Genomic DNA, 23,839 nt, shown 5'->3' with positions numbered 1-23,839 from the left:
GCGCTCGCCCGTGACCAAGCGCCGCTACTCGGCGGCCGACAGCGGACCACGGGTCCGATAGCCGGGGTCCTCGACGTTGATCAGCTCGACGTCGAGGCACAGCGCCTGCAGCTCCTTGAGGAGCACGTTGAAGGACTCGGGCACGCCGGGCTGCATGGTGGGCTGGCCCTTGACGATCGACTCGTACATCCGCATGCGACCGACGACGTCGTCGGACTTCACGGTCAGCAGCTCTTGCAGCGCATACGCGGCGCCGTAGGCCTCGAGCGCCCAGACTTCCATCTCGCCCAAGCGCTGGCCGCCGAACTGGGCCTTGCCGCCAAGCGGCTGCTGGGTGACGAGCGAGTACGGGCCAATGCTCCGCGCGTGGATCTTGTCGTCGACGAGGTGGTGGAGCTTGAGCATGTACATGATGCCCACGGTCACATCCTCTTCGAACGCCTCACCGGTACGACCGTCGAACAAGATCGCCTGGCCCGAGGTCGGCAGGCCGGCCTTGGTCAAGAAGCCCTTGACCTCGGTCTCGAACGCGCCGTCGAACACGGGCGTGGCGACGTGGACGCCGCGGCGCAGCTTGTCCGCGAAGCTGATCACGTCGTCGTCGGGCAGCGTGTCGATGAAGCGCATGGCTTCCTCGGTCTCGTAGATCTTCTTGAGCTGGTTGCGGAGCACCTCTGGCGAGTAGTTGGTCTCCATGTAGGCGTTGATCTGGTTGCCCAGCTCACGCGCCGCCCAGCCCAAGTGGACCTCCAAGATCTGACCCACGTTCATGCGTGACGGCACGCCGAGCGGGTTGAGCACGATGTCGACCGGGGTGCCGTCCTCGAGGTAAGGCAGATCCTCGGTCGGCAGGATCCGCGAGATCACGCCCTTGTTGCCGTGACGGCCGGCCATCTTGTCGCCGACCTGCAGCTTGCGCTTGATCGCGACGTAGACCTTGACCATCTTGATGACACCGGGCGGCAGCTCGTCGCCCTTGGTCAGCTTGGCCAGCTTCTCGCGGTAGATGGTCTCGATCTCGTCGAGATCCTTCTCGAGCCGGCGGCCGAGCGCTTCGATGAGCTCGGTGTCCTCGGCGGTGGTCAGCGAGAACTGCGGCCAGTACTTGCGCGGGACCTTGTCGATGTCCTCGAGCGCCAGCACGGCCCCCGAGTCGATCAGCACGGCGCCGCCGTCGTCGACGAGCTTGGCCGCGGTGGTCTTGCCGACCAGGATCTCCTTGATGCGGTTGTAGTAGCCGGCAGAGACGATCCCGACGTTGTCGCGATGGTCCATGCTGAGCTTCTCGCGCTCGGCGTCCTCGATCTGCTGGGCGCGGACGTCCTTGTCGACGCCCTTGCGAGCGAACACCCGCGCGTCGATGATGATGCCCGAGACACCCGGCGGCAGGCGCAGCGAGGTGTCGCGCACGTCGCCGGCCTTCTCGCCGAAGATCGCCCGCAGCAGCTTCTCTTCCGGGGACAGCTGGGTCTCGCCCTTGGGCGTGATCTTGCCGACCAGGATGTCGCCTGCGTGGACCTCCGCGCCGATCCGCACGATCCCGGCCTCGTCGAGGTTCTTGAGCGCCTCTTCGCCGACGTTGGGGATGTCGCGGGTGATCTCTTCTTTGCCGAGCTTGGTGTCGCGGGCGACACACTCGAATTCTTCGATGTGGATCGTGGTGTAGACGTCCTCGCGGATCAGCCGCTCGGACACCAGGATCGAGTCCTCGAAGTTGTAGCCCTGCCAGGGCATGAACGCGACGAGCAGGTTCTGGCCGAGGGCGAGCTCGCCCCGCTCGGTCGCGGCGCCGTCGGCGATCACGTCGCCGCGCTTGACCCGGTCACCGACGTTGACGATCGGCTTTTGGTTGAGCGCGGTGTTCTGGTTGGAGCGCCTGAACTTGACCAGGTTGTAGATGTCGGGCTTGGCCCCGAGGATGCCGCGGTCTTCCTCGCCGCGGTTGGCGACCGGCTTGACCACGATGCGGCCGCCGTCGACCTGCTCGACCACGCCATCGCGGACCGAGACGACCGTGGAGCCACTGTCACGCGCGACGTGGGTCTCCATCCCGGTGCCGACCAGCGGCGCGTCCGTGCGCAGGCACGGAACGGCCTGCCGCTGCATGTTGGAGCCCATCAGCGCCCGGTTGGCGTCGTCGTGCTCCAAGAACGGGATCAGCGAGGCGGCGACCGAGACCAGCTGGTTCGGCGAGACGTCCATGAGCGTGACCTCGGCAGGCGAGACCATCTCGAACTCCTCGTTGTGCCGACACTGGACCATGTCGTTGACGAAGCGGCTGTTCTCGTCCATGGCCGAGTTGGCCTGGGCGATGTAGTGACCCTGCTCCTGCAGCGCCGAGTAGTACGCGACGTCGGTGGTGGCCTGGCCACCCTCGACGCTGCGGTAGGGCGTCTCGATGAAGCCGAACTCGTTGATGCGCGCGTAGGTGGAGAGCGACGCGATCAGGCCGATGTTTGGACCTTCCGGGGTCTCGATCGGGCAGATGCGACCGTAGTGCGTGGCGTGGACGTCACGAACCTCGAAGCCAGCGCGCTCGCGGGTCAGACCGCCCGGCCCGAGCGCCGAGAGCCGCCGCTTGTGGGTGACCTCGCTCAGCGGGTTGGTCTGATCCATGAACTGCGACAGCTGCGAGCTGGCGAAGTACTCCTTGACCACCGCCGAGACCGGCTTGGCGTTGATCAAGTCCGCGGGCATCAGCGCGTCCATCTCTTGGGACATGCTCATGCGCTCTTTGATCGCCCGCTCCATGCGAACCAACCCGATGCGGTACTGGTTCTCCATGAGCTCGCCGACGGCGCGGACGCGACGGTTACCGAGGTGATCGATGTCGTCGATCTTGCCGCGGCCGTTGCGAAGCTCGATCAGGTAGCGGACCGTCTCGATGATGTCGCGCTTGGTCAGGACCTTGGTCTCGAGGTCCTCGTCGATGCCGAACTTGTGGTTGAGCTTGAGCCGACCGACGGTCGAGAGATCGTAGCGGTCCGAGCGGAAAAACAGCGACTCGAACAGGTTGCGCGCGGTGTCGATCGTGGGCGGATCACCCGGGCGCAGGCGCCGGTAGATCTCCATGATCGCGTCCTCCGAAGAGGTGAGCTTGTCGGCGATCAGGGTGTCACGCAGGAACGGCCCGACGTTGAAGTCGTCGATGTAGAGGATCCGCAGCGACTCGACGCCGGTGTCGCGCAGCGCGGCGAGCAGCTCCTCGGTGATCTCTTCGTTGCAGTTGAGCAGGACCTCGCCGGTGTCCATGTCATAGACATCTTCGGCGGCGACCTTGCCGATCAGCTCCTCGGGCTCCATCGGGATCTCGGAGATCCCGGCGTTGCGCATCTTCTTGATGTTGGCCTTGTTGAGCTTCTTGCCCTTCTTGACCAGGATCTCGCCGCTCTCGGGGTCGCGGATGTTCTGGGTCGCGCGCTGACCCGAGATCAGGTCGTAGTCGATGTCGCGCGTGATCTGATCGTCCGCTTTGAGGTGGATCAGCTCCTTGTCGTAGTACATGTCGAGCAGCTCGGCCGTGGAGTAGCCAAGCGCCCGCAGCAGCACGGTCCCGTGCAGCTTGCGACGACGATCAATGCGGACGTAGATGAAGTCTTTGTGGTCGAACTCGAAGTCGAGCCAGCTACCGCGGTAGGGGATCACGCGGGCCGAGAACAGCTTCTTGCCAGACGCGTGGGTCTTGCCGCGGTCGTGATCGAAGAACACGCCGGGCGAGCGGTGCAGCTGCGAGACGACGACGCGCTCGGTGCCGTTGATGATGAAGGTGCCGTGCTCCGTCATCAGCGGGATCTCACCGAAGTAGACCTCCTGCTCTTTGACGTCGCGGATCGACTGGGTGCCGGTGTCGTCGTCGACGTCCCACACGACCAGGCGGACCACCACCTTGATGGGCGCCGCGAAGGTCATGCCGCGGGCGCGGCACTCGTCGACATCGTACTTGGGTCGGTCGAGCGCGTAGCTCACGAACTCGAGCGAGGACGTCTCACCGAAGTCCTTGATCGGGAACACGCTGGTGAACACGGCCTGAAGGCCCACGACTTCCCGCTCGTCAGAGGGGACATCGGCCTGAAGCAGCTTGTCATACGAGCGCTTCTGGATGTCGATGAGGTTCGGGACCTCAATGATCTTCTTGAGCTTCCCGAAGTTTTTCCGGACCCTGAAGTTGTTCTGGATTCGCGCCATGCGGTGTTCCTCGCTCGTCTGTCGGTCTTAGACCGCCCTAGCGGGTAATTCAGTTGTAGGCGTGGAAGATTGGACTGCTGAAAAATGGGATCGCGGGGGCCCCCCATCCACACGGGGAGCCACCGCGACAGTCGAGCTCACTTGAGCTCGACTTCGCCGCCGGCCTCTTCGAGGGCCTTCTTGAGCTCTGCGGCCTCTTCCTTGGACACGGCCTCTTTGACCGCGACCGGAGCGCTCTCGACGAGGGTCTTGGCCTCCTTGAGGCCGAGCCCGCTGATCGCGGCGCGGATCGCCTTGATCACGTTGATCTTCTTGTCGCCGAAGCTCTTGAGCACGACGTCGAACTCGGTCTGCTCCTCGACGGGGCCGGCGTCTGCCGCCGGGCCCGCCATCATGACGGCGCCGCCGGCTGCAGCCTCGACGCCCCATTTGTCCTCGAGCTCTTTGACGAGGTCCGCCATGGCCATGACGGAGAGGTTGCTGAGGAAGTCGATGACCTGTTCGCGGGTGATGTTCTCGGACATTGTCTTGTTCTCTTTCGTAGGAAGCTGAAGTGAGGGACTGGGGAACCTGTGACCACTGAGTGGTTAGGCCGCCGCTTCGTCCTTCTTCTTCTTGGCGTTGAGCACACGGAGGAAATCCCGCGGCGCGGCCTGCATGACCTGAACCATGCGGGTTGCCGGGGTCTTGAACAGCATGAGCAGCTTGGCCTTGATCTCGCGCGGGCCGGGCATGTCCGCCAACTTGCCGGCGTTGTCACCGGCGAGCATTTGACCCTCGACGACCGCGCCCTTGAGGCGAAGCTTGTCGTTGGTCTTGGCGTACTCCCGAGCGACGCGGGCCGGAGCCCCTGGATCGTCGGCGTTGTACGCGAGCCCCGAGACGCCCTTGAGCAGCGGCGTGATGGGCTCGTGACTGGTCCCGGTCACCGCGTAGCGGATGACCGAGTTCTTGAAGACGCGATAAGTGCAGCCAGCCTCACGAAATTTGCCGCGGAGCTCTTCGGACTCTGCAACCGTGAGACGGGAATACTCCACGAGCACGAGGGCCGTGAGGTCCTCGACTTGCTCGCGCAGCGCGGCGGATTGGGCGTGTTTGGTGTCTTTGTGCATTCGGGTCTCCCTGCTCCGCTCTTGGTCCGGTCGGCCTTGATGGGTCCTCTCGCGGGGCCGCTCGCCCGGGGGCGAGTTGGTGCGAGAAGAGGCCGGCCGCTGCACTGGTCGCCCCACTTGGTGTGGGCTTCCAGCCGCTCTGCCGTTCGAAGTTCCTCTCCCCCACCTCGGCCGGTTGCAGCGCCATCCCCGAAGTTCGGGTAGGGAGCGCCGCGATTGAGGTCCAAAATGGACCGCCGGCTGTCTCGAGCAGGAGTGCCCCCGATGAACGGGCCCAACCATTGAATGATCGGGTGCGGGGGCGTGTGGGTTCTATACCGTTGAGTTCACCTTGCGGTGTGTGGCCTCCTGTTAGTCGTCGTCTGTCTGCGGGTCTCGGTTACTCGGTCACCATGGCCTGGACCTCGTTGGTGTCGAGGCGGATGCCCGGACCCATGGTCGTCGACACGGTGACGCTCTTGAAATACTTGCCCTTGGCCGTGGACGGCTTGAGCCGCTGCAGGGTGCGCAGCAGCGTGGCCAGGTTCTCGTCGAGCTTGTTCGCGTCGAAGCTGACCTTGCCGATTGGGGCGTGGATGATGCCGGTCTTGTCGGTGCGGAACTCGATGCGGCCTGCCTTGCGCTCGGCGACGGCGTTGGCGACGTCCATCGTGACGGTTCCGACCTTGGGGTTTGGCATCAAGTTACGCGGCCCGAGCACGCGCCCGAGCCGACCGACGAGACCCATCATGTCCGGCGTGGCGATTGCGACGTCGAAGTCGAGCCAGCCACCCTGGATCTTCTCGACGATGTCGTCGGAGCCGACGAAGTCGGCGCCAGCTTCGGTCGCCTGCACCGCGCGGTCGCCCTTGGCGAACACCAGCACGCGGACGGTCTTGCCGGTGCCGTTGGGCAGCGCGACCGAGGACCGGATCATTTGGTCGGCGTGGCGCGGGTTGACCCCGAGCCGCACCGCACAATCGACGCTCTCGTCGAACTTGACGAAGGAGGTCTCTTTGACCAGCGCGCAGGCGTCGCTGAGGCTGTAACGTTTGTCGCGGTCGACCTTGGCCAACGCTGCTTTGTATTTCTTGCTCATCTTGCTGTGCTCCCCGGGGTCCTAGCGGACTCGCGTCCTCCCCCGCTCTCGAACTGAGCTCGGCAACTGCACCGAGTGGCGGGCGCAGTCGTTGCTGCGCCCAAAAACCTGGCTAGAAAATCAGTTGACCTCGAGGCCCATCGAGCGCGCCGTGCCCTCGATGCTCTTCATGGCCTGCTCGATCGTGAACGCGTTCATGTCTTGGATCTTGGCCTCGGCGATCCCGCGAATGTCGGCCTGCGTGACCTTGCCGACCTTCTTCTTGTTGGGCTCGCCCGAGCCCTTCTCGATGCCGGCGGCCTTGAGCAGCAGCACCGCCGCTGGCGGGCTCTTGGTGACAAACGTGAACGAGCGATCCGAGTAGACCGTGATGACCACCGGGGTGACCATGCCCACGTCCTTCTGCGTCTTGGCGTTGAACTGCTTGCAGAAGTCCATGATGTTGACGCCCTTGGCGCCGAGGGCTGGACCGACGGGAGGGGCTGGATTGGCCTGGCCCGCCTTGATCTGCAACTTGATTTGCCCGGTGACCTTCTTCATGAAAAATCCTGATGATCTGAACTGACGTGACGTGACGCGGCGAGCGGCCGTGTACGGAGTGACTCGAGCCGGATGACTGGCAGGGTGAGGACTGACGGCCCAGCTCAGCCGGGCTCGACCTCGTTGAAGTCGACCTCGACCCGGGTCGGACGCCCGAAGATCGAGACGGAGAGCTTGATCTTGCGCTTGTCGGTGTTGAGCTCTTCGACCTCGCCGCTGAAGTTGGCGAAGGCGCCGCTCTTGACGCGCACTTGCTGGCCGACGAAGTAGTGGACGTCGGGTTGCTCGACGGCCGCCTCTTCTTTGGGCTCCGTGCGGCCGAGCATGCGGTCCATCTCTGACTGAGAGACCGGCTTGGGGGTCTTGCCGCTGCTGAGAAAGCCGCTGACCTTGGGGGTGTTCTTGACGAGGTGCCAGGCTTCTTTGGTCAGCGCCATGCGCACGAACAAATAGCCGGGGAAGAACTTGCGGGTCTGCTTGACCTTGCGCTTGCCACGTTGCTCGAGCACCTGCTCGGAGGGCACGAGGATCTCCTCGAAGCACTCCTCCAAGTCGTTGGCCTTGATCCGGTCTTCCAGCGACTTCTTGACCGTGTTCTCATACCCCGAGAAGGTGTTCACGATGAACCACTGCATCGGCTGGACGGTCTGCGCTTCGGTCGACATGAGAGCTCGAGTTGGGCGGTCGGTGATCGGGTGATCAGATGATCAGCAGGTCAGGCTATAGACGGGCTATAGCGAGTAGAGCCAGTCGGTCACGCGAGACCAAAATGCGTCCATCAACGAGAGGATGCAGGCACAGATCAGCGTGATGACGATGACGACGATCGTCGCGGCTCGGGTTTCGGCGCGGGTTGGCCAGATAATCTGCGAGACCTCGGTGGCGGTCTCGGCGACAAATTTGAAGTAGCGCTCGCGCGACCACACCCAGATCATCAATGTGATCCCGATGATCGCGCCGAGGCCTTGGGCGTAATACTCGTTGGGCCGACCGATGTAGAGCGGCCAGTTGGCCCAGCTGAAGCCCCACAGGTCCTCGACCATGTGCCCGAACATCCACGCGGCGATGCCCGCGAAGACTGCGAACACTGCGTGGGCCCAGCGCGACGGATCGAATTCCTTCGAACCGGTTCCGGATCCGCCTGCTCCACCTGGCTTGTTTCGTTTGCGCGCCATGCTCGAGTTCACTCCCGCGGCCAAGATGGCACTGCTGTGCCCGGATCTGACTTGCGGTGGGTGGGGTTTGGAACCCCAGTCAAAGGCCGGATGGCCCTAGAGCCGCGCACGTCCTGATGCCTGGTGGCATGGACGGGGCGGCCTGCTGATGGAAGGTGGGGGATCGGCTGAAGAATCTGTTTAGAGGTAGCAGGGCGTGCAGGGATCGAACCCGCGGCCTGCGGATTTGGAGTCCGCTGCTCTACCAGCTGAGCTAACGCCCTTGAAGAGAAGTGAGATGGCGCGCCGAGACCCCAGAAGAAGTGAGGTCCCGGACGCTCTGGACCGTAGCCCCGAGCCGGGAGTGACCCCGACGAAGGAGTTACTTGGTCTCCTTGTGCTCGGTGTGGCGGCGACAGAAGGCGCAAAACTTCTTGAGCTTGACCTTCTCTGGAGTGGTCCGCTTGTTCTTGGTGGTCGAGTAGTTGCGACGTTTGCACGTCTGGCACTCGAGCGAGAAAATGATTCGGTTGCCAGCTTTGGCCATTTGGAGTCCTCGGCTGAAGGGAGGAGGCTTGTAGCAAGCCCCGTTCCAGCATTCAAGGTGTGGGGATGGTTTTTTGTCAGAGCCGTGGTTGGGCCTGCTCGGAGCCCGTTCACGCCGTTTCTGACAGGTTCTGAGATTGTCAGTGAAAATTGCGCTGCGGGGTGGTGAGCATCGCAGCAGGGAAAAGCGAAATCCGCGCGCCCCGAGAGGTAGAACGCGGAAGACGTGACGCTGTGGGCGCCACGTCTTCGGCAGGTCGAAGCCCGAAGGCTATTCGATGATCTTGGTGACGACGCCGGCACCCACGGTGCGGCCGCCTTCGCGGATGGCGAACTTCGAGCCCAGCTCGCACGCGATCGTCTTGCCCAGCTGCACCGTGAACGTCACGTTGTCGCCTGGCATCACCATCTCCGTGCCTTCCGGCAACGTCACCGCTCCCGTCACGTCCGTCGTGCGGAAGTAGAACTGCGGCCGGTAGCCCTTGAAGAACGGCGTGTGGCGACCGCCCTCGTCCTTCTTCAAGATGTACACCGACGCCTCGAAGGTCGTGTGCGGCGTGATCGAACCCGGCTTCGCAAGCACCTGCCCGCGCTCCACGTCCTCACGCTTCACGCCACGCAGCAGGCACCCGATGTTGTCCCCTGCCTGACCTTGGTCGAGCAGCTTGCGGAACATCTCGACGCCCGTGCACACGCTCTTTTGCGTCTCTTTGAGCCCGATGATCGAGATCTCTTCGCCGACCTTGACGACGCCGCGCTCGATCCGACCGGTCACGACCGTGCCACGACCCGAGATCGTGAACACGTCCTCGACCGGCATCAGGAACGGCTTGTCGAGCTCGCGCGCGGGCTCCGGAATCCAAGCGTCGCAGGCTTCCATCAGGTCGAAGATGCACTTCGCCTCCGGCGCCTCCCACGAGTCCGCGTTCAACGCCTTCAGCGCCGAGCCACGGATGATCGGGGTGTTGTCACCGTCGTAGTCGTACTTCGACAGCAGCTCCTGGACCTCGACCTCGACGAGCTCGAGCATCTCCTCGTCCTCGTCCTCGAGCTGGTCGACCTTGTTCAAGAACACCACGATCTGCGGGATGCCGACCTGACGACCGAGCAGGATGTGCTCGCGCGTCTGGGGCATCGGGCCATCCGGCGCCGACACGACCAGGATCGCGCCGTCCATCTGCGCCGCGCCCGTGATCATGTTCTTGATGTAGTCGGCGTGCCCGGGGCAGTCGACGTGCGCGTAGTGGCGCTTGTCCGAGTTGTACTCCACGTGCGCCGTCGAGATCGTGATCCCGCGCTCGCGCTCTTCAGGAGCCTTGTCGATGTTGTCGAAGTCGACCTTCTCGGCCCAACCGCGCGACGCCAGCACCTTCGTGATGGCCGCTGTCAGCGTGGTCTTTCCGTGATCCACGTGACCGATCGTCCCGATGTTCACGTGGGGCTTGTCCCGAACGAACTTTTCCTTCGACATACGCTGGATCTCCGATTTTCTTCTGAGTTGGAACCGAGTGAAGTGGTGGAGCCCTCGAGCGGATTTGAACCGCTGACCTCATCCTTACCAAGGATGCGCTCTACCAACTGAGCTACGAGGGCTTGGGGGGTTGTCCCAGTGACCTGGGCACTATGCGCGAAAAAAGTAGCGGGAGACGAGGGTCGAACTCGCGACATTCAGCTTGGAAGGCTGACGCTCTACCAACTGAGCTACTCCCGCGAGGTGATGGATGGGGAAGGATTCGAACCTTCGAAGCGATAACGCGGCGGATTTACAGTCCGCTCCCTTTGGCCGACTCGGGCACCCATCCAGAGGTCTGAGAGTTAGAAGTTGGCGGTGGTTTCAGCTTGAGCGGGAAGCCAATTTTGCGGCGGTTGCGTGAGCTGACGAAGGGAGTCGAACCCCCAACCGCCTGATTACAAATCAGGTGCTCTGCCAGTTGAGCTACGCCAGCGAAAGGATCCGTTGTGTTGGTCTTGCTCCCGAGTTGACTGACGCTTGGACGGCAAACGCGCCACCGACCGCGCAAAGTGGGGCGCTGTATAGCGCCGGTTTTCACGGGGGTCAAGGCATGCATAAAAGCGCCAAACTCGGCCGTACCTGAGCCACAGTCTGGCAGTGCCCGCTTCGGCCCCACAAGCGACGCCAGCCGTTTCTCGTCGCGCCCGGACGGCCGCGCTCGTGTTCGTGATCACGTGGCTGTGGCTGTGGCTGCGGCCGGCGTCGCCGCTGCAGGAGGACACCAGCCGCGATCTCGCGTTTGCCCGGGAGCTGGTCGATGGGACCCAGCTACACCTGCACGGCGCCTGGGCCAGCTTTGCCGCGCTGCACCAAGGGACCACCTGGATCGACTTTCTGGCCCTGTGCCAGCTCACGGGGCTCGGGATCTCGGGGATCGAGACCGTCCTGACGACCCTGCTGGCGGGGACCGTGGCGGTCGCCTACCTCGGATTCGGGCACTTGCTGCCGCGGCGCGAAGAGATCTCGCCCCCGAATGCTGCCCTGGTTGGAGATCTCGCGCCGCTCATCGCCGCGGTCGTGGTGCTGGCCGCGCTGCCCATGACCTGTGAGATGCCGCTGCTGTGGCAGCCGATCTTGCTGCCGGTCCCGATCGTGCTCGCGCACCTGTGCCTGTGGCGGCTGCTGCGAGACGGCGAGCTGATCGACGCGCTCGCGCTGGCGGTGCTGTGCGCGTTCGCCCTCGACGTGCACGTGGTGAGCTTGGCGATGGTGATGCTGGCGGTGGTCGCGGTTCCGCTCGCGAGCAAGCGGCCGTGGCTGGCGACGCCAGCTGCCCTCGCGCTCGGGCTTGGCACCCTGGCGCTGTGTTCACCGGCTGCGCTCAGCGGCAATTTTGGGATCTTGCGCGAGCACGGCTGGCTGGTCCCGATCGGCGTCACGCTCGGGGCGGCCGTGCTCGCGGGTGTGCTCGCGCGTCGGCGGTTCGCGGCGCTGAGCTGGGAGACCAAGCTGCGCGTCGCGTTGGGCGGCGAGCTCAGCGCGATGGCGATCGTCATCGCGGCGTCGCTGCACCCGTCCACGCCGGCGCTCACGGGTCGCTACTTGTTGCCCTTCGTTCCCGCCGTTGGGCTCGCGCTTGGCTTCACGGCGAGCCGGGCGAGCTCGCGGGGCTCGCTGCTGACCTCGACCGCGCTGTCGCTTGGCCTGCTGCTGGCCAGCTGGTCGTGGCTGCGTCCTGACAGCGCGCGCATGCTCCCGATCTACCCGGCCTGGCGCGTCGACGAATTCGAGCCAGTGGCCAAGCTGCTGCGCGAGCGCGGGCTGACGTGGACCGAGCTGGCCGGGCGGCTGCAGGGCCCCAGTCACGCGATGGTGCTCTCGCATCTGTCTTCGCTCGTCGATCCTGGCTCGCCAGAGCCCGCCCACGCGCAGACCGGGCTGCTGCTGGTCGCGCTCGATGCCGATCAAGCGCAGCAGGTGCTGGCGGAGCTGCCCGAAGGTTCGCAAGCAGATCCGCAGCGCGTGACGATGCTCGAGCTCGGCCAGCTGCGGGCGCTGCTGCTCGAGACCTCGGCCCGCGCGGATCGTCTGGGGGTCGAGCTGTGCCGCGACGGGCAAGACTGCACTGCCGTCCGCGTTGCGACCGACAGCCGGATCCATCAGGCCCATCCAAACACGTGGGTTGGGCGGGCGCCGGCGCAGCAGTGGCTGACCGCGGACGGACGTGAGCCGTCCGAGCAGCTGCTGTGGCGGTTCCCGATCCAACCCGGCCCGCGCGCGATGCTGTTGCTCAGCTCCACGCTCGCCCAGCCGTGCGCGTGGATGTTCGTTGCAACCGAGGGATTCGAGCCAAGCGCGTCGTTGCCAAGCGCGTCGCTCGAGCTCGACGAGGACGCCAGCGGGTTCGTGCTCGTGTCGCGCCGACTCGCCGCCGATCAAATGGCCTGTGGCGAGCACGGCCTGTTCCCGCCCTCGATCATCGAGACGGCCCCGGAGTGGGTGCGCCTGCGCGAGCTGCTGACGCCCGCGTGGGCGGCTGACGGCACGGTCGGGCCCTGAGCCAGGAGCCAGGAGGAGCCAGGAGCCAGGCGCCCGAGCTCATGGCCCAGCCGCCGCGCGCTCAGCGATCTTGTTCCACGCGGCAGACCTCGTCGGTGTCGAACGCGGCCTCGTAGTCGACGCCGTCGATCTCGAACCCGCGGGTTCGCGCGTACTCGGCCATGAACCGGCGGTACAGCGCCGGGTCAAAGCTGTCGCCAACCTCGAGACCAGCGAAGCGCACGGCCAGCGCCGACTGGACCGCTTCGCTGAGCTCGCGGTCGTCCATGCGGATCAGACACTCATCGTCGGGCTTGGGCTCGGCGCCCATGAAGTGGGTGTGGAACATCCGGCGCATGCTCGCGAGCGGATCTTCGTGTTGATCCCCCATCACGTCGAGCAGCAGCGCCATGTACAGCGGCACGCCTGGGATCCCCCCGGATGCCTCGGTCACGACGGCGGGCCCCTCGACCGCGAACGCTTGGCCGTTCACGTGGCGGTGCAAGCTAGACGACAGCGCGCGGGTCGTGAACTCCAGGTCAGCCTTGGCCAAGCCGATCAGCCCGTCGCGGTACAGCGGAGCGTTCAGCGGGCTGCCGCGATACGAGATCGTGAGCAGCGTGTGCCCTTCGTCGAGCAGATCCGCGGCGAGCAGATCTCGAGTCCACTCCTCGACCACGCGCCCGCCCATCACCCACACGGTTGCGACGGCCTCTTCCGGGGTGCCCTGGGGAACCTCGAGCTCGAAGATCTGCGGGGGCTGGTCACCCTCGGGACCACCAAAGGTCTTGATCGTCGCTGGTTTGCCCAGCGGCTTGAGCGTGCTCGACACCGTCTTGCCCGTGCGTGGATCGAGCCCGCGCGGGGCCGCGAGCGCCCACACCAACCCCGCCAGCTTGCGACCGGGAAACCGGGCGCGGATCGTGTCGATGACCATGGCGCGGGCCAGCGGATCAAAGGCGTCGGCGCTGAGCGAGACGGCCTCGCGCCCCTGGTTTCGCAGCTCGCGCTCGATCGCCACGTTGCGGTGCCACGCCGGCGAGCCGATCTTGCGGATCTTGTTGCTGCTCTCTGGGTTGGGCGCCGCGTCCAAGCTGACGTTGATCGTGTCGGCGCCGTGATCGCAGGCGAGCGCGACCCGAGCCGCGCTGCCGAACCCACCGGTGCCACCCACGATCAGCCACAGACCGCCCGCGCGTTCGCCAGCCGTTGGCCGGTCGAGCGGGTTGTCGAGCGCCCGCGCGACCATCTGCTCGGCGTCGCGCTGGGTCCCGATCGGGTGGAAATTACCCGGAAAGATGACGTTGCCCGCGGCACGCATGAAGCGAAATTGGAACTTCGGAAGAGCGAGCTTCATCGGGTCGGCTGTACCATGAAACCCGTGACTCGGCGCCCTGGCAGGATCGGCAAACCGCTCGGCAATCTCGGCGCTGACGGATCAGCGCGGGCACATGTTGCGGCGCGGGTGGCCGGGTGCGCGCTGTTGTTGCCGCTCGCGTCGGTTGGGTGTGGCGACGCTCACTGGGACGCTGTGCGCTGGCCTACGCAGGAGCCCGGCGCCCCCGCGCAGCCGCACAGCGAGTCGGCCGCGAGCGGGGTCTCGCTGCGCGCGTTGGCGATCGAGTGGGAGCCCGACGCGGTGGTCGTCGAGCTCGAGATCTCCAACCAAGCCGAAGCCCCCCTCACGCTCGAGCCCGGCGCGATCTTGTTGGCCTGGGCCGAGCTCGAGTACGCCCCCGAGCCGCCCGGCCCCGACGAACCCGCGCGGCCCCAGTCGATCGAGATCCCCGCAGCCCGAGCCGCGGTGACCAAGCTTCGCTACCAACTGAGCCGCCCGCTCAACGGCCCCGGCGCCCGCTTGGTCGTACGAGCCTCGAGCCGCGGAGGGGTCGCGATCGTCGACCTCCCGCAGCTCGAGCTACCCCCGTTCTCAGACCACGACACGTAAATGGAGCGCCCGCCGATGGCCCTCAGCGCCCAGACGAGAGCCCCCTTCCAGGGCTTCCAGGGGGCCACACATACCCCTGCGACCAAACGGCCCGTTGGGAGCGAGCGAAGCGAGGGTCATTGCCGCTTGCGGCGGGGCCGACGTAGCGCCATCACGAACAGCGGCAGGGCCAGCAGCGGCGGGAGCAGACGCAGGACCTCGAGCATGAAGCTCATCCACGCGGCGTCGCTGGCATCGCGGCTCGGCTCGACCTCGTGATCGACCCAGACCCCGCCGCGCGCCTGCACCTGCAGCTCGTCGACCCAGGTGGCCACGCGCTTGGGCGCCTCGACCCCCGGCTCACATGCGCTGTCCGGCTTGGGGATCTCTTCACCCGCGAGCGTCCCGGCCTGCCAGACCATGTCGAGGAACTGATGCCGGTAGCAGCGGGTGTCGGCGCCCAGTGAGCCCTGCGCGAGCTCGAGGATCTCCGCGTAGCGGACGTCGCTCTGGGTCCCGCGCAGCGCCTCGGCGAAGCCCGCGACCGCGGCCGCGAACCGATAGTCCGTCGAGGTCTGGGCCATCCGCCGCCCGCTGTCGCTGACGGTGGTCGTGAGCTTGTGGCTCTGATCCGCGTCAGGCTGCTTGTAGCGGAGGTTGAGGGTCATCAGCGGCCCCGCGTCGTGGTTTGGCGTTGGCAGGACCTCGTAGATCGCGGTGACCGTGTGTCCGGCCCCGATCTCGCCAGCGTCCTTGCTGTCGTCGTCGAAGTCGCGATGCGCGAGGACCCGGTTTTCGTAGCCAACCAGGCGATGCTCGGCGACCTGCTCGGGGTCGAACTCGACCTGGATCTTCACGTCCTTGGCGATCGTCTGCAGCAGCGCACCCGACTCGTCGACCAACACCTTGCGGGCCTCGGCCATCCCGTCGATGTACGCGTAGTTGCCGTTCCCCTTGTCGGCGATCTGCTCCATCATGTGATCGTTGAGGTTGCCGGTGCCAACGCCGAGCACCGACAAGAACACGCCGGACTCGCGCTTGCGCTCGACCAGGCGCACCAGCGCGTCGTGATCGCTGAGCCCAACGTTGAAGTCCCCGTCGCTGGCCAGGATCACCCGGTTGATCCCACCTTTGATGAACGAGCGCTCGGCCAGCTCATAGGCCAGCTCGATGCCCTCGGCGCCGTTGGTTCCGCCGCCGCTGGTGAGCCGATCGAGCGCGGCGAGGATCGTGGTGCTCTTGGCGCCAGAGGTGGGAGGCAGCACCGCCCCGGCCGCGCCCGCGTACACGACGATCGAGACCCGATCCTCGGCGCCAAGCTCGGCGGCTAGCGAGGCGAGCCCATGCTTGATCAGCGGGAGCTTGTCGGCGTTCTGCATCGAGCCCGAGACGTCGATCAGAAACACCAAGTTGCGCGGGGGAACCTGCTCGACGGCGGGCACGTAGCCTTGGATACCCACGTGGACCAGCCGGTGCTCGGCGCTCCATGGGCTTGGGCCAACCTCGGTCGTGACCGAGAACGGCGCGCCGTCACCCGAGGGCATCGCGTAGTCGTAGTCGAAGTAGTTGACCAGCTCCTCGGTGCGCACAGCGTTGGGTGGCGGCAGCTGGCCGCTCTCGAGCAGGTACCTGCGGGTGTTGGCGTAGCTCGCCGTGTCAACGTCGATCGAGAAGGTCGACTTGGCGTCGCGCTTCGTCGCAATGTACGTGTTGGGCGGCAACTGACCGTAGCGCTCCCGCTCGCTGGCCCGCTCGCCACGACCAAGACCTTGCCCAAGGCCGACTCCACCGCCGCCGCCCTGCCCTGATCCCACCAGACCCAGCCCACCCACGCCGTACATATCGCCGACCTCGGTGCCGACCAGGCCGCCCCAGACGTCGGCGTCGTCACTTCCAACCGCGAGCGCCCCACCGTGGGGGGACGCCAGGAACTGCCCAGATTGCTGCTCCATGACCCCCATGATCCCCGCGTTGCGTGCGGCCATGTTCGGATCAAACTCGCGGGCCATCTGCGGCAACACGTCGTTGGGCCCCTTCATCGCGTACATGCCAGACCCCGACTTCGAGGTTGGCTTGCCCATCTTGCCCTCTTCACCCTTGTGGCGAACACCGTCAGCGCTCGCATACTCGTCCGCTTCCTCTTCTACTTCTTCTTCGGGCGGCAGCTCGACCTCGGCTCGGCTTGACGCGGACGGTTCGTCCGCGGTGTGGAGCCGGGGAGCGTTGAGATAGACCCCGAGCGCGAGCAGTGACAGACCAGATATGAACAGCGTGGGGCGACGCCACTTGGGCTGTGACGGGGTCGACAGAACTTCGGAGGAATCGAGGTTGGGATCAGCCATCGCGGGCACACGACGCGATGATCCGGCGAAGGTTCCGAACGAGTCGCTGGCAGCCAAAGCCCACCAACTCCACTCAGAGCCACATTCCTGGTGAGGCCGTAGCCGGCTAAGCCAGCCCGGCGACCCGCAGGACATCTTTTCGGAGCTTGCCGAGCGCGGCGCGGCTCTCGGCGTAGACGACGTCCATCACTTGCTCGAGGGCGTCGTCTTCACCCCACGCTTCGCTGAGCACGTTGCGAGGCAGCTCGCGACGCAAGATCTTGTACACGTGGGCGGCGAGGTACAGATCATCGAGCAGACCGTAGGGACCAAGCTCGGCCTCGGGCAAGACGTCGTCGGGGACCACGAAGTAGGCGAGCACGCAGGCCACGTGGACCCGGGCGTTGCCGGACACGCGGGTGTCGATCATCAGGCGCGCGTAGAAATCGAACACATCGCCAGCCCGAAGGATCGCGTCTTGGTGCGCGCCGACGTAGCCGTGCACGAAGCGGCGGATCTCCGCACGAAAGTCGGGCGCTTCGAAGCTCATCAGGTTCCTCCATCGATCGCAGAGCACAGCAGCGCAGCCAGTCTGCGTCGCCGCGGCCGAGTGTAGCGCGACTCGAATCATCCCGGCGCGACGGTCGTTGCTTCGGTCGAATGCCTGCGAGTCGTCGTCAATTCATGTTGGTGTTGGTCGGCCTACCGGTGGGCGCCGCGTGTGGCCGCCACCAGCAGACGCCCGCACCCGCCAAAGAACAGCATTCAAGCCCAAAGCCGAGCGAGGCCGCGTCACCCAGCCCGCCGCCCAAGGACCCAGACGGGCTCGACCCGGCCCTCGCCGCTCACATCGAGCACCTGCGCGCGCGCTTTGACCCCCGCGGCTGGACCGTCGTCGCCGAGCCCCCGTTCGCGGTCGTTGGCGACGGCACCCGCCTGCAGGTCAGGGGCCACGCGATGACCACGATCCGCTGGGCGGTCACGCAGCTGCAGGCCGCCTACTTCGAGCGCCCGCCCGGCGAGATCATCACGATCTACTTGTTCGAGACCGGCGAGAGCTACGACCAACACGCCCGCGAGCTGTTCGGGGATCCGCCCGACACACCCTACGGCTACTACTCGCCAAGCGACCGAGCGCTGGTCATGAACATTGGCACCGGCGGCGGCACCCTCGTCCACGAGATCGTCCACCCCTACATGGCCACCAACTTCCCAGACTGCCCGTCGTGGTTCGACGAGGGTCTGGCCTCGCTCTACGAGCAGTCGGCGGAGATCGACGGTGAGATCATGGGCCTGACCAACTGGCGGCTCCCGGGGCTGCAAGCGGCGCTGCGGGCCAAGCAGGTCCCCTCGTTTCAGGACATGTGCGAGAGCGGCGGTGGCTTCTACACCGCTGACCCGGGCAGCAACTACGCGCAGGCCCGGTACCTCTGTTACTGGCTGCAAGAGCGCGGGTTGCTGCGCCGCTACTATCAAGAATTTCGCGCGGGGGTTCAGCGCGATCCGCATGGATACGACACCCTGGTCGCCATGGTTGGGCCCGACATGAGCGCGTTCCGCAGCGAGTGGGAGCAGTTCGTGCTCGCGCTTCGGGTTGGATAATTCGATCGCCGAAGGCCGAACGATCTAGCATCGTGGTCCATGTCTGGCGTCGACGTCGAGATCTCCGGGACGGGGCCTAGCATGCCCGGCTACGCAGCGCTGCCCGAGAGCGCCACGCGGGGGGTGGTCGTGATCCACGAGATCTTTGGCCGCCAGCCCGAGATCGATCGCGTGATCGATCGCTTCGCCGCAGCTGGCTACGCCGCCGTCGGACCCGACCTGTTTCACGATGGGTCCAAGCTGGGCTGCATCCGCCGCTCGCTGGCAACGATCTCGTCGGGCGAAGGCCCGATCGCCGAGCGCATCCTGCAGGCGCAGCGGTGGCTGATCGAGCACGCCAAGCTCGACGAAGCGCGCGTGGGCGTGATCGGCTTTTGTATCGGCGGAGGGCTCGCGCTCGCGGTCGGGCGGCAATTTGCCGCGGTCTCGACCAACTATGGCGACCTCCCGCCCGCGCAGGTGCTGCGCGGGAGCCCGCCGATCATCGGCTGCTATGGCGGCCGCGACCGGGTGTTTCGCCGCAACGCCGATCGCCTGCGCGAGCGGATGAGCGCGCTGGGCCATGAGCCACAGATCCACGTGTTCCCCACCGCCGGTCACTCGTTCTTGACCGACGGCCACCACCCAATTGCGAACGCCGCGAGCTGGCCGCTGTTCCAAATTCGCTGGGATCCGCAGGTCGCCGAGGACGGCTGGGCGAAGATCCTCGCGTTCTTCGAACAGAGCTTGTGACCACCGCGCTGAGCGGTCCCGGTGAACGGTTGCTCAGGACCAGGGCCGCTGTGGCAGATGCAACAATTCCACACTCGCGGCCGGTCCGGGCGGATGCGCCTAAAACTCGGACAATCTGGATCGGGCCTGCAGCATCGGCGCCGTGGCCGAAGTAAAGAGCTCGACCAAACGCAAGAAGACCAGCGCAGCCAAGCGCGCGAGCCTGCCGGCGAGCCCGCCCACGCGGGTCCGCAGCGCCCCGCCGCCGCGCGAAGCGACCGCCCCGCCGCCCGTGCATGGCAGCGAGTGGTGGCGCTCGCACGATGGCCGCGCGCAGCTGCTACAGGGTGACAGCCTCGAGCTGCTGGCCGAGCTGCCCGAGCAGAGCGTCGACGTGATCTTCGCCGATCCGCCCTACTTCTTGAGCAACGGTGGCAGCACCTGCCAGGCGGGCAAGCGCGTGGCCGTGAACAAGGGCAAGTGGGACGCGAGCATGGGCGCGCAAGACAACCACACCTTCAACCGCACCTGGCTCGAGGCCTGCCAGCGGCTGCTGACCAAGGACGGCACGATCTGGGTGTCCGGCACCTCGCACGTGATCTACTCGGTCGGCTTCGCCATGCAAGAGCTCGGCTTCAAGCTGCTCAACGACGTGGTCTGGGAGAAGCCCAACCCGCCGCCAAACCTCTCGTGCCGCTACTTCACGCACAGCACCGAGCTGGTGCTGTGGGCCGCGCGTGGGCCCAAGAGCAAGCACCACTACAACTACGCCGAGATGAAGTCGCGCAACGGCGACAAGCAGATGAAGAACGTCTGGCGGTTCACCGCGCCCGGCAAGTCGGAGAAGAGCCATGGCCGGCACCCGACCCAAAAGCCCCTGACGCTGCTCGATCGTGTGCTCGTCGCCAGCTGCCCCGCGGGCGGCCGCGTGCTCGACCCCTTCAACGGCAGCGGGACCACCGGCGTGGCCGCGGCGCGACTGGGGTTGTCGTACACGGGGATCGAGCGCGAGACCGAGTACCTCGAGCTCACCAAGTCGCGGCTGGTCGAAGAAGTCCCCGAGTGGGCCGCGCGTCCGGCTATCGCTGCGGTTGGCTGAGAGCTGCGAGCGCGGGACGGCAAGCCGTCCCGCTCGTCATCCCATCAACGCTGAAGAGGGACGGCGGGGCGGGGCGGTCTCGCCGAGCTCGGCGGTGGCCTCGGGGTGGATGTCGAGCTCTGCGACGCCGCCGCTGAGCAGCAGATCCGCGGCGGGGGTGCCTTCGGGGATCACCGTGCCGTCGTGCCGCGCGATCACGGGGATCGGGTGGCCCTTCTCGTGTTCGGCCAGCTGGGCCTCGAACTGCTCGCGCTTGTCCTCGTCGATCGCCTTCCAGGCATGCCGGCCGCGGCACTTGGGGAACCGCGAGCAGCCCAGCCACGGGCCGCGCTTGCCCCGACGCAGGTTCAGCGGCGCCTCGCACTTCGAGCACTGAATCCCCTCTTCAACGGGGATCAACAACGGCGGCACCGCCGGGTACTTGACCGCGCCCTTGCGGTCCAAGTTGAGCACGAAGGTGCTCTCTGGGTAGTTCTCCGAGGCCAGGAAGGGTCCGAAGCGACCGTTGCGGAGCTCCATGCTCGAGCCGTCTTCGGGGTTGCGAACGTCAACGCGCTCGGGCAGCAGCGGGCGGCCGCGGCGATCGATCGGCGCTGCGTAGTCGCACTCGGGGTAGGTGGTGCACGACAAGAACCGGCCGTTGCGGCCAAACCGGTAGCAGGTCCGCGAGCCGCACTTGGGGCACTTGTAGAGCGCCGGCTGAATCTCGGCCTTGGCGTGGGCCATGCCCTCGTGCGCCTCTTCGAGCGAGGCCGCGAAGCTGCCGTAGAAGCGGCGCAGCATCGCGACCCAGTCGACCTTGGCCTCTTCGACCTCGTCGAGCTCGCTCTCCATCTGGCGCGTGTAGCCAACGTCCATCAGATCGGGGAACGCCTCGATCAGCTTGTCGGTCACGACCTCGCCAAGGTCGGTCGCGTAGAACCGACGGTCGCGCTGCTCGACGTAGTTGCGGCTCTGCACGACCTGAATGATCGAGGCGTAGGTCGAGGGTCGGCCGATCCCAGCCGACTCGAGCGCCTTGACCAGCGATGCCTCGGAGTAGCGCGGCGGCGGGCTGGTGAATTTTTGCTGGGGCTGGATCTCGAAGGGCGCGTAGACGTGGCCCTCGGAGACCTCGGGCAGGGTCTGCTCGTCGCTCGCCGTTGGGACCCCGGTCGCGCGATAGAACCCATCAAAGGCCAGCACGCGGCCCGAAGCCTTGAGCACCGCGCCGGTGTCCTTGTCGCTGCGGCGCAGCAACACGGAGGTCGAGTCCCAGCGCGCGGGGGTCATCTGGCAGCCCACGAACCGGCTCCAGATCAGCTTGTAGAGCTTGTAGTGCTCCTCGGCGCGCGGGCCATGCAGCTTGGCGCGGATCGTCTCGGGATCGCGCGGGACCTCGTTGGGTCGGATCGCCTCGTGGGCTTCCTGCGCGTCCTTGTTGCTCGAGGAGTACTGCTTGGCCTCTTTGGGCAGGTAGGCCTCGCCGTAGGCCGAGCCGATGTAGTCACGCGCGCTGTTGATCGCCTCGGGCGACAGGTGCGTGGAGTCCGTCCGCATGTAGGTGATCAGCGCGACCTGGCCCTCGCCCGCGAGGTCCACACCTTCGTAGAGATCCTGGGCCAGCCGCATGGTCCGCTGGGCCGAGAAGCCCAGCTGGTTGGCCGCGGCCATCTGCAGGGTCGAGGTGATGAACGGCGGCGACGCCTTGGTCGAGGTCTGGCGCGTCTCGATTGAAGCGACCTCGTAGCGGGCGCCAAAGTCGACGCTGCCGCTGACGCTGCGAATGAAGCACGCGGGGCCCTTGCCCTCTAGATCCTCGACCGTCGAGATCTGGACCTCGCGCAGGCCGACGGCCTCGACCACGAGCTGGACCTTGTCCGACAGATCCACGGGCTCATCGGCCTTGCAGCCCAGCTTGAACCGCTCGCCGCCGATCTCGTACAGCTCGGTGGCGATCGAGGCTTGCTCGGCCATCCACTTGTTCTGCAGCCGCTTGTTGGGGCCACGCCCCTTCTCGTCGGTGGTCGCGAGAAACTCCCGCCACTGCTCGGCCAGCTTGGGCGCGGCCGTGACATCGCTGGCCAAGCGCACGTCGACGCGCCAGTTCTCGTCGGGGACGTGGGCCTCGATCTCGTGCTCGCGCTCGACGACCAGCCGAACCGCGACCGACTGCACGCGACCCGCCGAGAGCCCGCGCGCGACCTTCTTCCACAGCAGCGGCGACGCCTGGTAGCCAACGATGCGATCGAGGATGCGCCGGGCCTGCTGGGCGTTGACGCGATCGACGTCGATCGCTCGCGGCTTCGCGAACGCGCGCTTGATCTCGTCTTTGGTGATCGCGTTGAACACCACGCGCTTCGCGACGGTGGGATCAATCTCGAGAACCTCGGCGAGGTGCCAGGCGATGGCCTCTCCCTCGCGGTCGAGGTCCGTCGCAAACCAGACGACGTCGGCCGCCTTGGCGTCGCGCTTGAGCTCCGCGACGGTCTTGGTCTTCTGGCTGAGGATCTCGTAGGTCGGCGCGAAGTCGTTCTCGATGTCGACCCCGGGCACGGGCTGCTTGGTGCCCTTGGGCGCGCGACTCGGCAGATCGCGAATGTGCCCAACCGAGGCACGCACGACGAACCCGTCGCCAAGGTACTTGTTGATCGTCTTGGCCTTGGCCGGACTCTCTACGATGACCAGCTGCTTGCCGATCGCCACCGACTTGCCCGGCGCGGCGCGGACGGTCTTGACCGTAGCCTTGCGGTTGGACGCCGCCGCGCTCTTCTTCGCGGTGGTCTTCTTCTTCGCCGCCTTCTTGGTGGTGGTCTTCTTCTTGGCCGCAGGCTTCTTCTTGGCCGCAGGCTTCTTCTTCGCCGCAGCCTTCTTGGCCGCAGGCTTCTTCTTCGCCGCAGGCTTCTTCTTCGCCGCAGGCTTCTTCTTCGCCGTGACCTTCTTCTTGGCGGCGACCTTCTTCTTGGCGGCGACCTTCTTCTTGGCCCCAGCCTTGCTGGTCTTCTTGCTGGGCTTCTTGGTGGCTTTTTTGGCCATGAGGGGCTGGGCTCTCGACTCACCGGGTGGCGTCGGTGACGCCTCGGGCCACCGACTCAGGACACGCGCAGATCACGCAAGGTGCCCGCTCGTGGGGCATTAATTGAAGTTAGGAGGGCCGAGGTTCCGGCCGTCGGGGCAGCATCGATGCGCCGAGCGCTTGCCGCTGTCAAGCCGTCCCCGCTCGTCACCCCTGAAACCGCCGATTTTCGGCCGATCAGCACCAGGCGCATGATTCGCCCACACAACTCGGCGCGCATTACGCACCCTATTCGAGCCCCGCGAGCAAAGCGAGTGATCTGAGAAGCGCGCTGTGGGGGCTCCCAGATGGAGCGCCCTACGGTGGCCATCAGCGCCCAGACCAGAGCCCCCTTCTAGGGGGCCACACATGCGACCGCGAACAGCCAGCCCCTCGGGAGCGAGCGAAGCCAGTGACCTGCGAAGTGCGAAACTGGCTGTGGGGGCTCCCAGATGGAGCGCCCTACGGTGGCCATCAGCGCCCAGACCAGAGCCCCCTTCTAGGGGGCCACACATGCGACCGCGAACAGCCTGCCCCTC

At 66.0% G+C, this 23,839-nt stretch carries 18 protein-coding genes and 5 tRNA genes; 5 read left to right on the top strand and 18 right to left on the bottom strand.

Annotation, left to right across the window (positions count from 1 at the left end):
• Positions 1 to 24 precede the first annotated feature (24 nt).
• From rpoB to DB30_RS19210, 14 genes are all read right to left on the bottom strand, one after another.
• Positions 25 to 4,185, bottom strand: a complete 4,161-nt coding sequence (gene rpoB, locus DB30_RS19275; protein WP_052551064.1) for a DNA-directed RNA polymerase subunit beta — start codon at positions 4,183 to 4,185, stop codon at positions 25 to 27.
• Positions 4,186 to 4,322: 137 nt separating this feature from the next.
• Positions 4,323 to 4,709 carry a 50S ribosomal protein L7/L12 gene (gene rplL, locus DB30_RS19270; RefSeq protein ID WP_052551062.1) on the bottom strand — a complete coding sequence of 129 codons (387 nt, stop codon included), beginning with the start codon at positions 4,707 to 4,709 and terminating at the stop codon, positions 4,323 to 4,325.
• Between the two features lie 63 nt (positions 4,710 to 4,772).
• The gene (rplJ, locus tag DB30_RS19265; protein ID WP_052551060.1) at positions 4,773 to 5,297 is read right to left on the bottom strand and encodes a 50S ribosomal protein L10; all 525 of its coding nucleotides are present in this window, start codon (positions 5,295 to 5,297) and stop codon (positions 4,773 to 4,775) included.
• A gap of 379 nt (positions 5,298 to 5,676) precedes the next feature.
• Complete coding sequence (gene rplA / locus DB30_RS19260) at positions 5,677 to 6,375, bottom strand: 50S ribosomal protein L1 (protein WP_052551058.1); 699 nt, start codon at positions 6,373 to 6,375, stop codon at positions 5,677 to 5,679.
• A gap of 120 nt (positions 6,376 to 6,495) precedes the next feature.
• A complete protein-coding gene (gene rplK, locus DB30_RS19255) occupies positions 6,496 to 6,915 on the bottom strand; it encodes a 50S ribosomal protein L11 (protein ID WP_052551056.1) in 420 nt (139 codons plus the stop codon).
• Positions 6,916 to 7,019: 104 nt separating this feature from the next.
• Complete coding sequence (gene nusG, locus DB30_RS19250; RefSeq protein ID WP_146659634.1) at positions 7,020 to 7,580, bottom strand: transcription termination/antitermination protein NusG; 561 nt, start codon at positions 7,578 to 7,580, stop codon at positions 7,020 to 7,022.
• A gap of 66 nt (positions 7,581 to 7,646) precedes the next feature.
• Complete coding sequence (gene secE, locus DB30_RS19245; RefSeq protein WP_052551054.1) at positions 7,647 to 8,003, bottom strand: preprotein translocase subunit SecE; 357 nt, start codon at positions 8,001 to 8,003, stop codon at positions 7,647 to 7,649.
• Between the two features lie 277 nt (positions 8,004 to 8,280).
• A tRNA-Trp gene (locus DB30_RS19240) sits at positions 8,281 to 8,353 on the bottom strand.
• A gap of 98 nt (positions 8,354 to 8,451) precedes the next feature.
• A complete protein-coding gene (gene rpmG / locus DB30_RS19235; protein WP_052551052.1) occupies positions 8,452 to 8,616 on the bottom strand; it encodes a 50S ribosomal protein L33 in 165 nt (54 codons plus the stop codon).
• Between the two features lie 270 nt (positions 8,617 to 8,886).
• A complete protein-coding gene (gene tuf, locus DB30_RS19230) occupies positions 8,887 to 10,086 on the bottom strand; it encodes an elongation factor Tu (protein ID WP_052551050.1) in 1,200 nt (399 codons plus the stop codon).
• 46 nt (positions 10,087 to 10,132) lie between these two features.
• Positions 10,133 to 10,208, bottom strand: a tRNA-Thr gene (locus DB30_RS19225).
• A gap of 45 nt (positions 10,209 to 10,253) precedes the next feature.
• Positions 10,254 to 10,326 (bottom strand) — tRNA-Gly (locus DB30_RS19220).
• Positions 10,327 to 10,333: 7 nt separating this feature from the next.
• A tRNA-Tyr gene (locus DB30_RS19215) sits at positions 10,334 to 10,417 on the bottom strand.
• A gap of 71 nt (positions 10,418 to 10,488) precedes the next feature.
• Positions 10,489 to 10,561: transfer RNA gene (locus tag DB30_RS19210), tRNA-Thr, on the bottom strand.
• A gap of 227 nt (positions 10,562 to 10,788) precedes the next feature.
• Here DB30_RS19210 and DB30_RS19205 point away from each other — a divergent pair.
• Positions 10,789 to 12,627 (top strand): hypothetical protein, encoded by a 1,839-nt coding sequence (locus DB30_RS19205; protein WP_052551048.1) that lies wholly within the window; start codon positions 10,789 to 10,791, stop codon positions 12,625 to 12,627.
• A 61-nt stretch (positions 12,628 to 12,688) separates the two neighbouring features.
• Here DB30_RS19205 and DB30_RS19200 read toward each other — a convergent pair whose 3' ends face one another.
• Positions 12,689 to 13,963 carry a hypothetical protein gene (locus DB30_RS19200; protein WP_052551045.1) on the bottom strand — a complete coding sequence of 425 codons (1,275 nt, stop codon included), beginning with the start codon at positions 13,961 to 13,963 and terminating at the stop codon, positions 12,689 to 12,691.
• A gap of 24 nt (positions 13,964 to 13,987) precedes the next feature.
• Here DB30_RS19200 and DB30_RS19195 point away from each other — a divergent pair, with 24 nt between their 5' ends.
• Positions 13,988 to 14,554, top strand: a complete 567-nt coding sequence (locus tag DB30_RS19195) for a hypothetical protein (protein ID WP_146659630.1) — start codon at positions 13,988 to 13,990, stop codon at positions 14,552 to 14,554.
• 116 nt (positions 14,555 to 14,670) lie between these two features.
• Here DB30_RS19195 and DB30_RS19190 read toward each other — a convergent pair whose 3' ends face one another.
• Together DB30_RS19190 and DB30_RS19185 are read right to left on the bottom strand one after the other, a co-directional pair.
• On the bottom strand, positions 14,671 to 16,875 hold the full coding sequence (locus DB30_RS19190) for a vWA domain-containing protein (protein WP_052551041.1): 2,205 nt from the start codon (positions 16,873 to 16,875) through the stop codon (positions 14,671 to 14,673).
• Between the two features lie 106 nt (positions 16,876 to 16,981).
• On the bottom strand, positions 16,982 to 17,404 hold the full coding sequence (locus DB30_RS19185) for a YkvA family protein (protein ID WP_052551038.1): 423 nt from the start codon (positions 17,402 to 17,404) through the stop codon (positions 16,982 to 16,984).
• 110 nt (positions 17,405 to 17,514) lie between these two features.
• On the opposite strand from DB30_RS19185, the gene DB30_RS19180 reads away from it, so the two are divergent.
• From DB30_RS19180 to DB30_RS19170, 3 genes are all read left to right on the top strand, one after another.
• The gene (locus DB30_RS19180) at positions 17,515 to 18,456 is read left to right on the top strand and encodes a gluzincin family metallopeptidase (RefSeq protein WP_146659624.1); all 942 of its coding nucleotides are present in this window, start codon (positions 17,515 to 17,517) and stop codon (positions 18,454 to 18,456) included.
• 39 nt (positions 18,457 to 18,495) lie between these two features.
• Positions 18,496 to 19,188 (top strand): dienelactone hydrolase family protein, encoded by a 693-nt coding sequence (locus DB30_RS19175; RefSeq protein ID WP_052551033.1) that lies wholly within the window; start codon positions 18,496 to 18,498, stop codon positions 19,186 to 19,188.
• Between the two features lie 142 nt (positions 19,189 to 19,330).
• Positions 19,331 to 20,266, top strand: coding sequence for a DNA-methyltransferase (locus DB30_RS19170; protein WP_420870675.1), 936 nt, complete (start codon positions 19,331 to 19,333; stop codon positions 20,264 to 20,266).
• A gap of 36 nt (positions 20,267 to 20,302) precedes the next feature.
• Here DB30_RS19170 and DB30_RS42805 read toward each other — a convergent pair whose 3' ends face one another.
• On the bottom strand, positions 20,303 to 23,281 hold the full coding sequence (locus DB30_RS42805) for a DNA topoisomerase family protein (RefSeq protein WP_153258364.1): 2,979 nt from the start codon (positions 23,279 to 23,281) through the stop codon (positions 20,303 to 20,305).
• Between the last annotated feature and the right edge of the window lie 558 nt (positions 23,282 to 23,839).

This window comes from Enhygromyxa salina (assembly GCF_000737335.2).
Classification (GTDB): domain Bacteria; phylum Myxococcota_A; class Polyangia; order Nannocystales; family Nannocystaceae; genus Plesiocystis; species Plesiocystis salina_C.
Note: the sequence above shows the minus strand (reverse complement) of the source record. Positions and strands in the feature narration are given on the sequence as shown.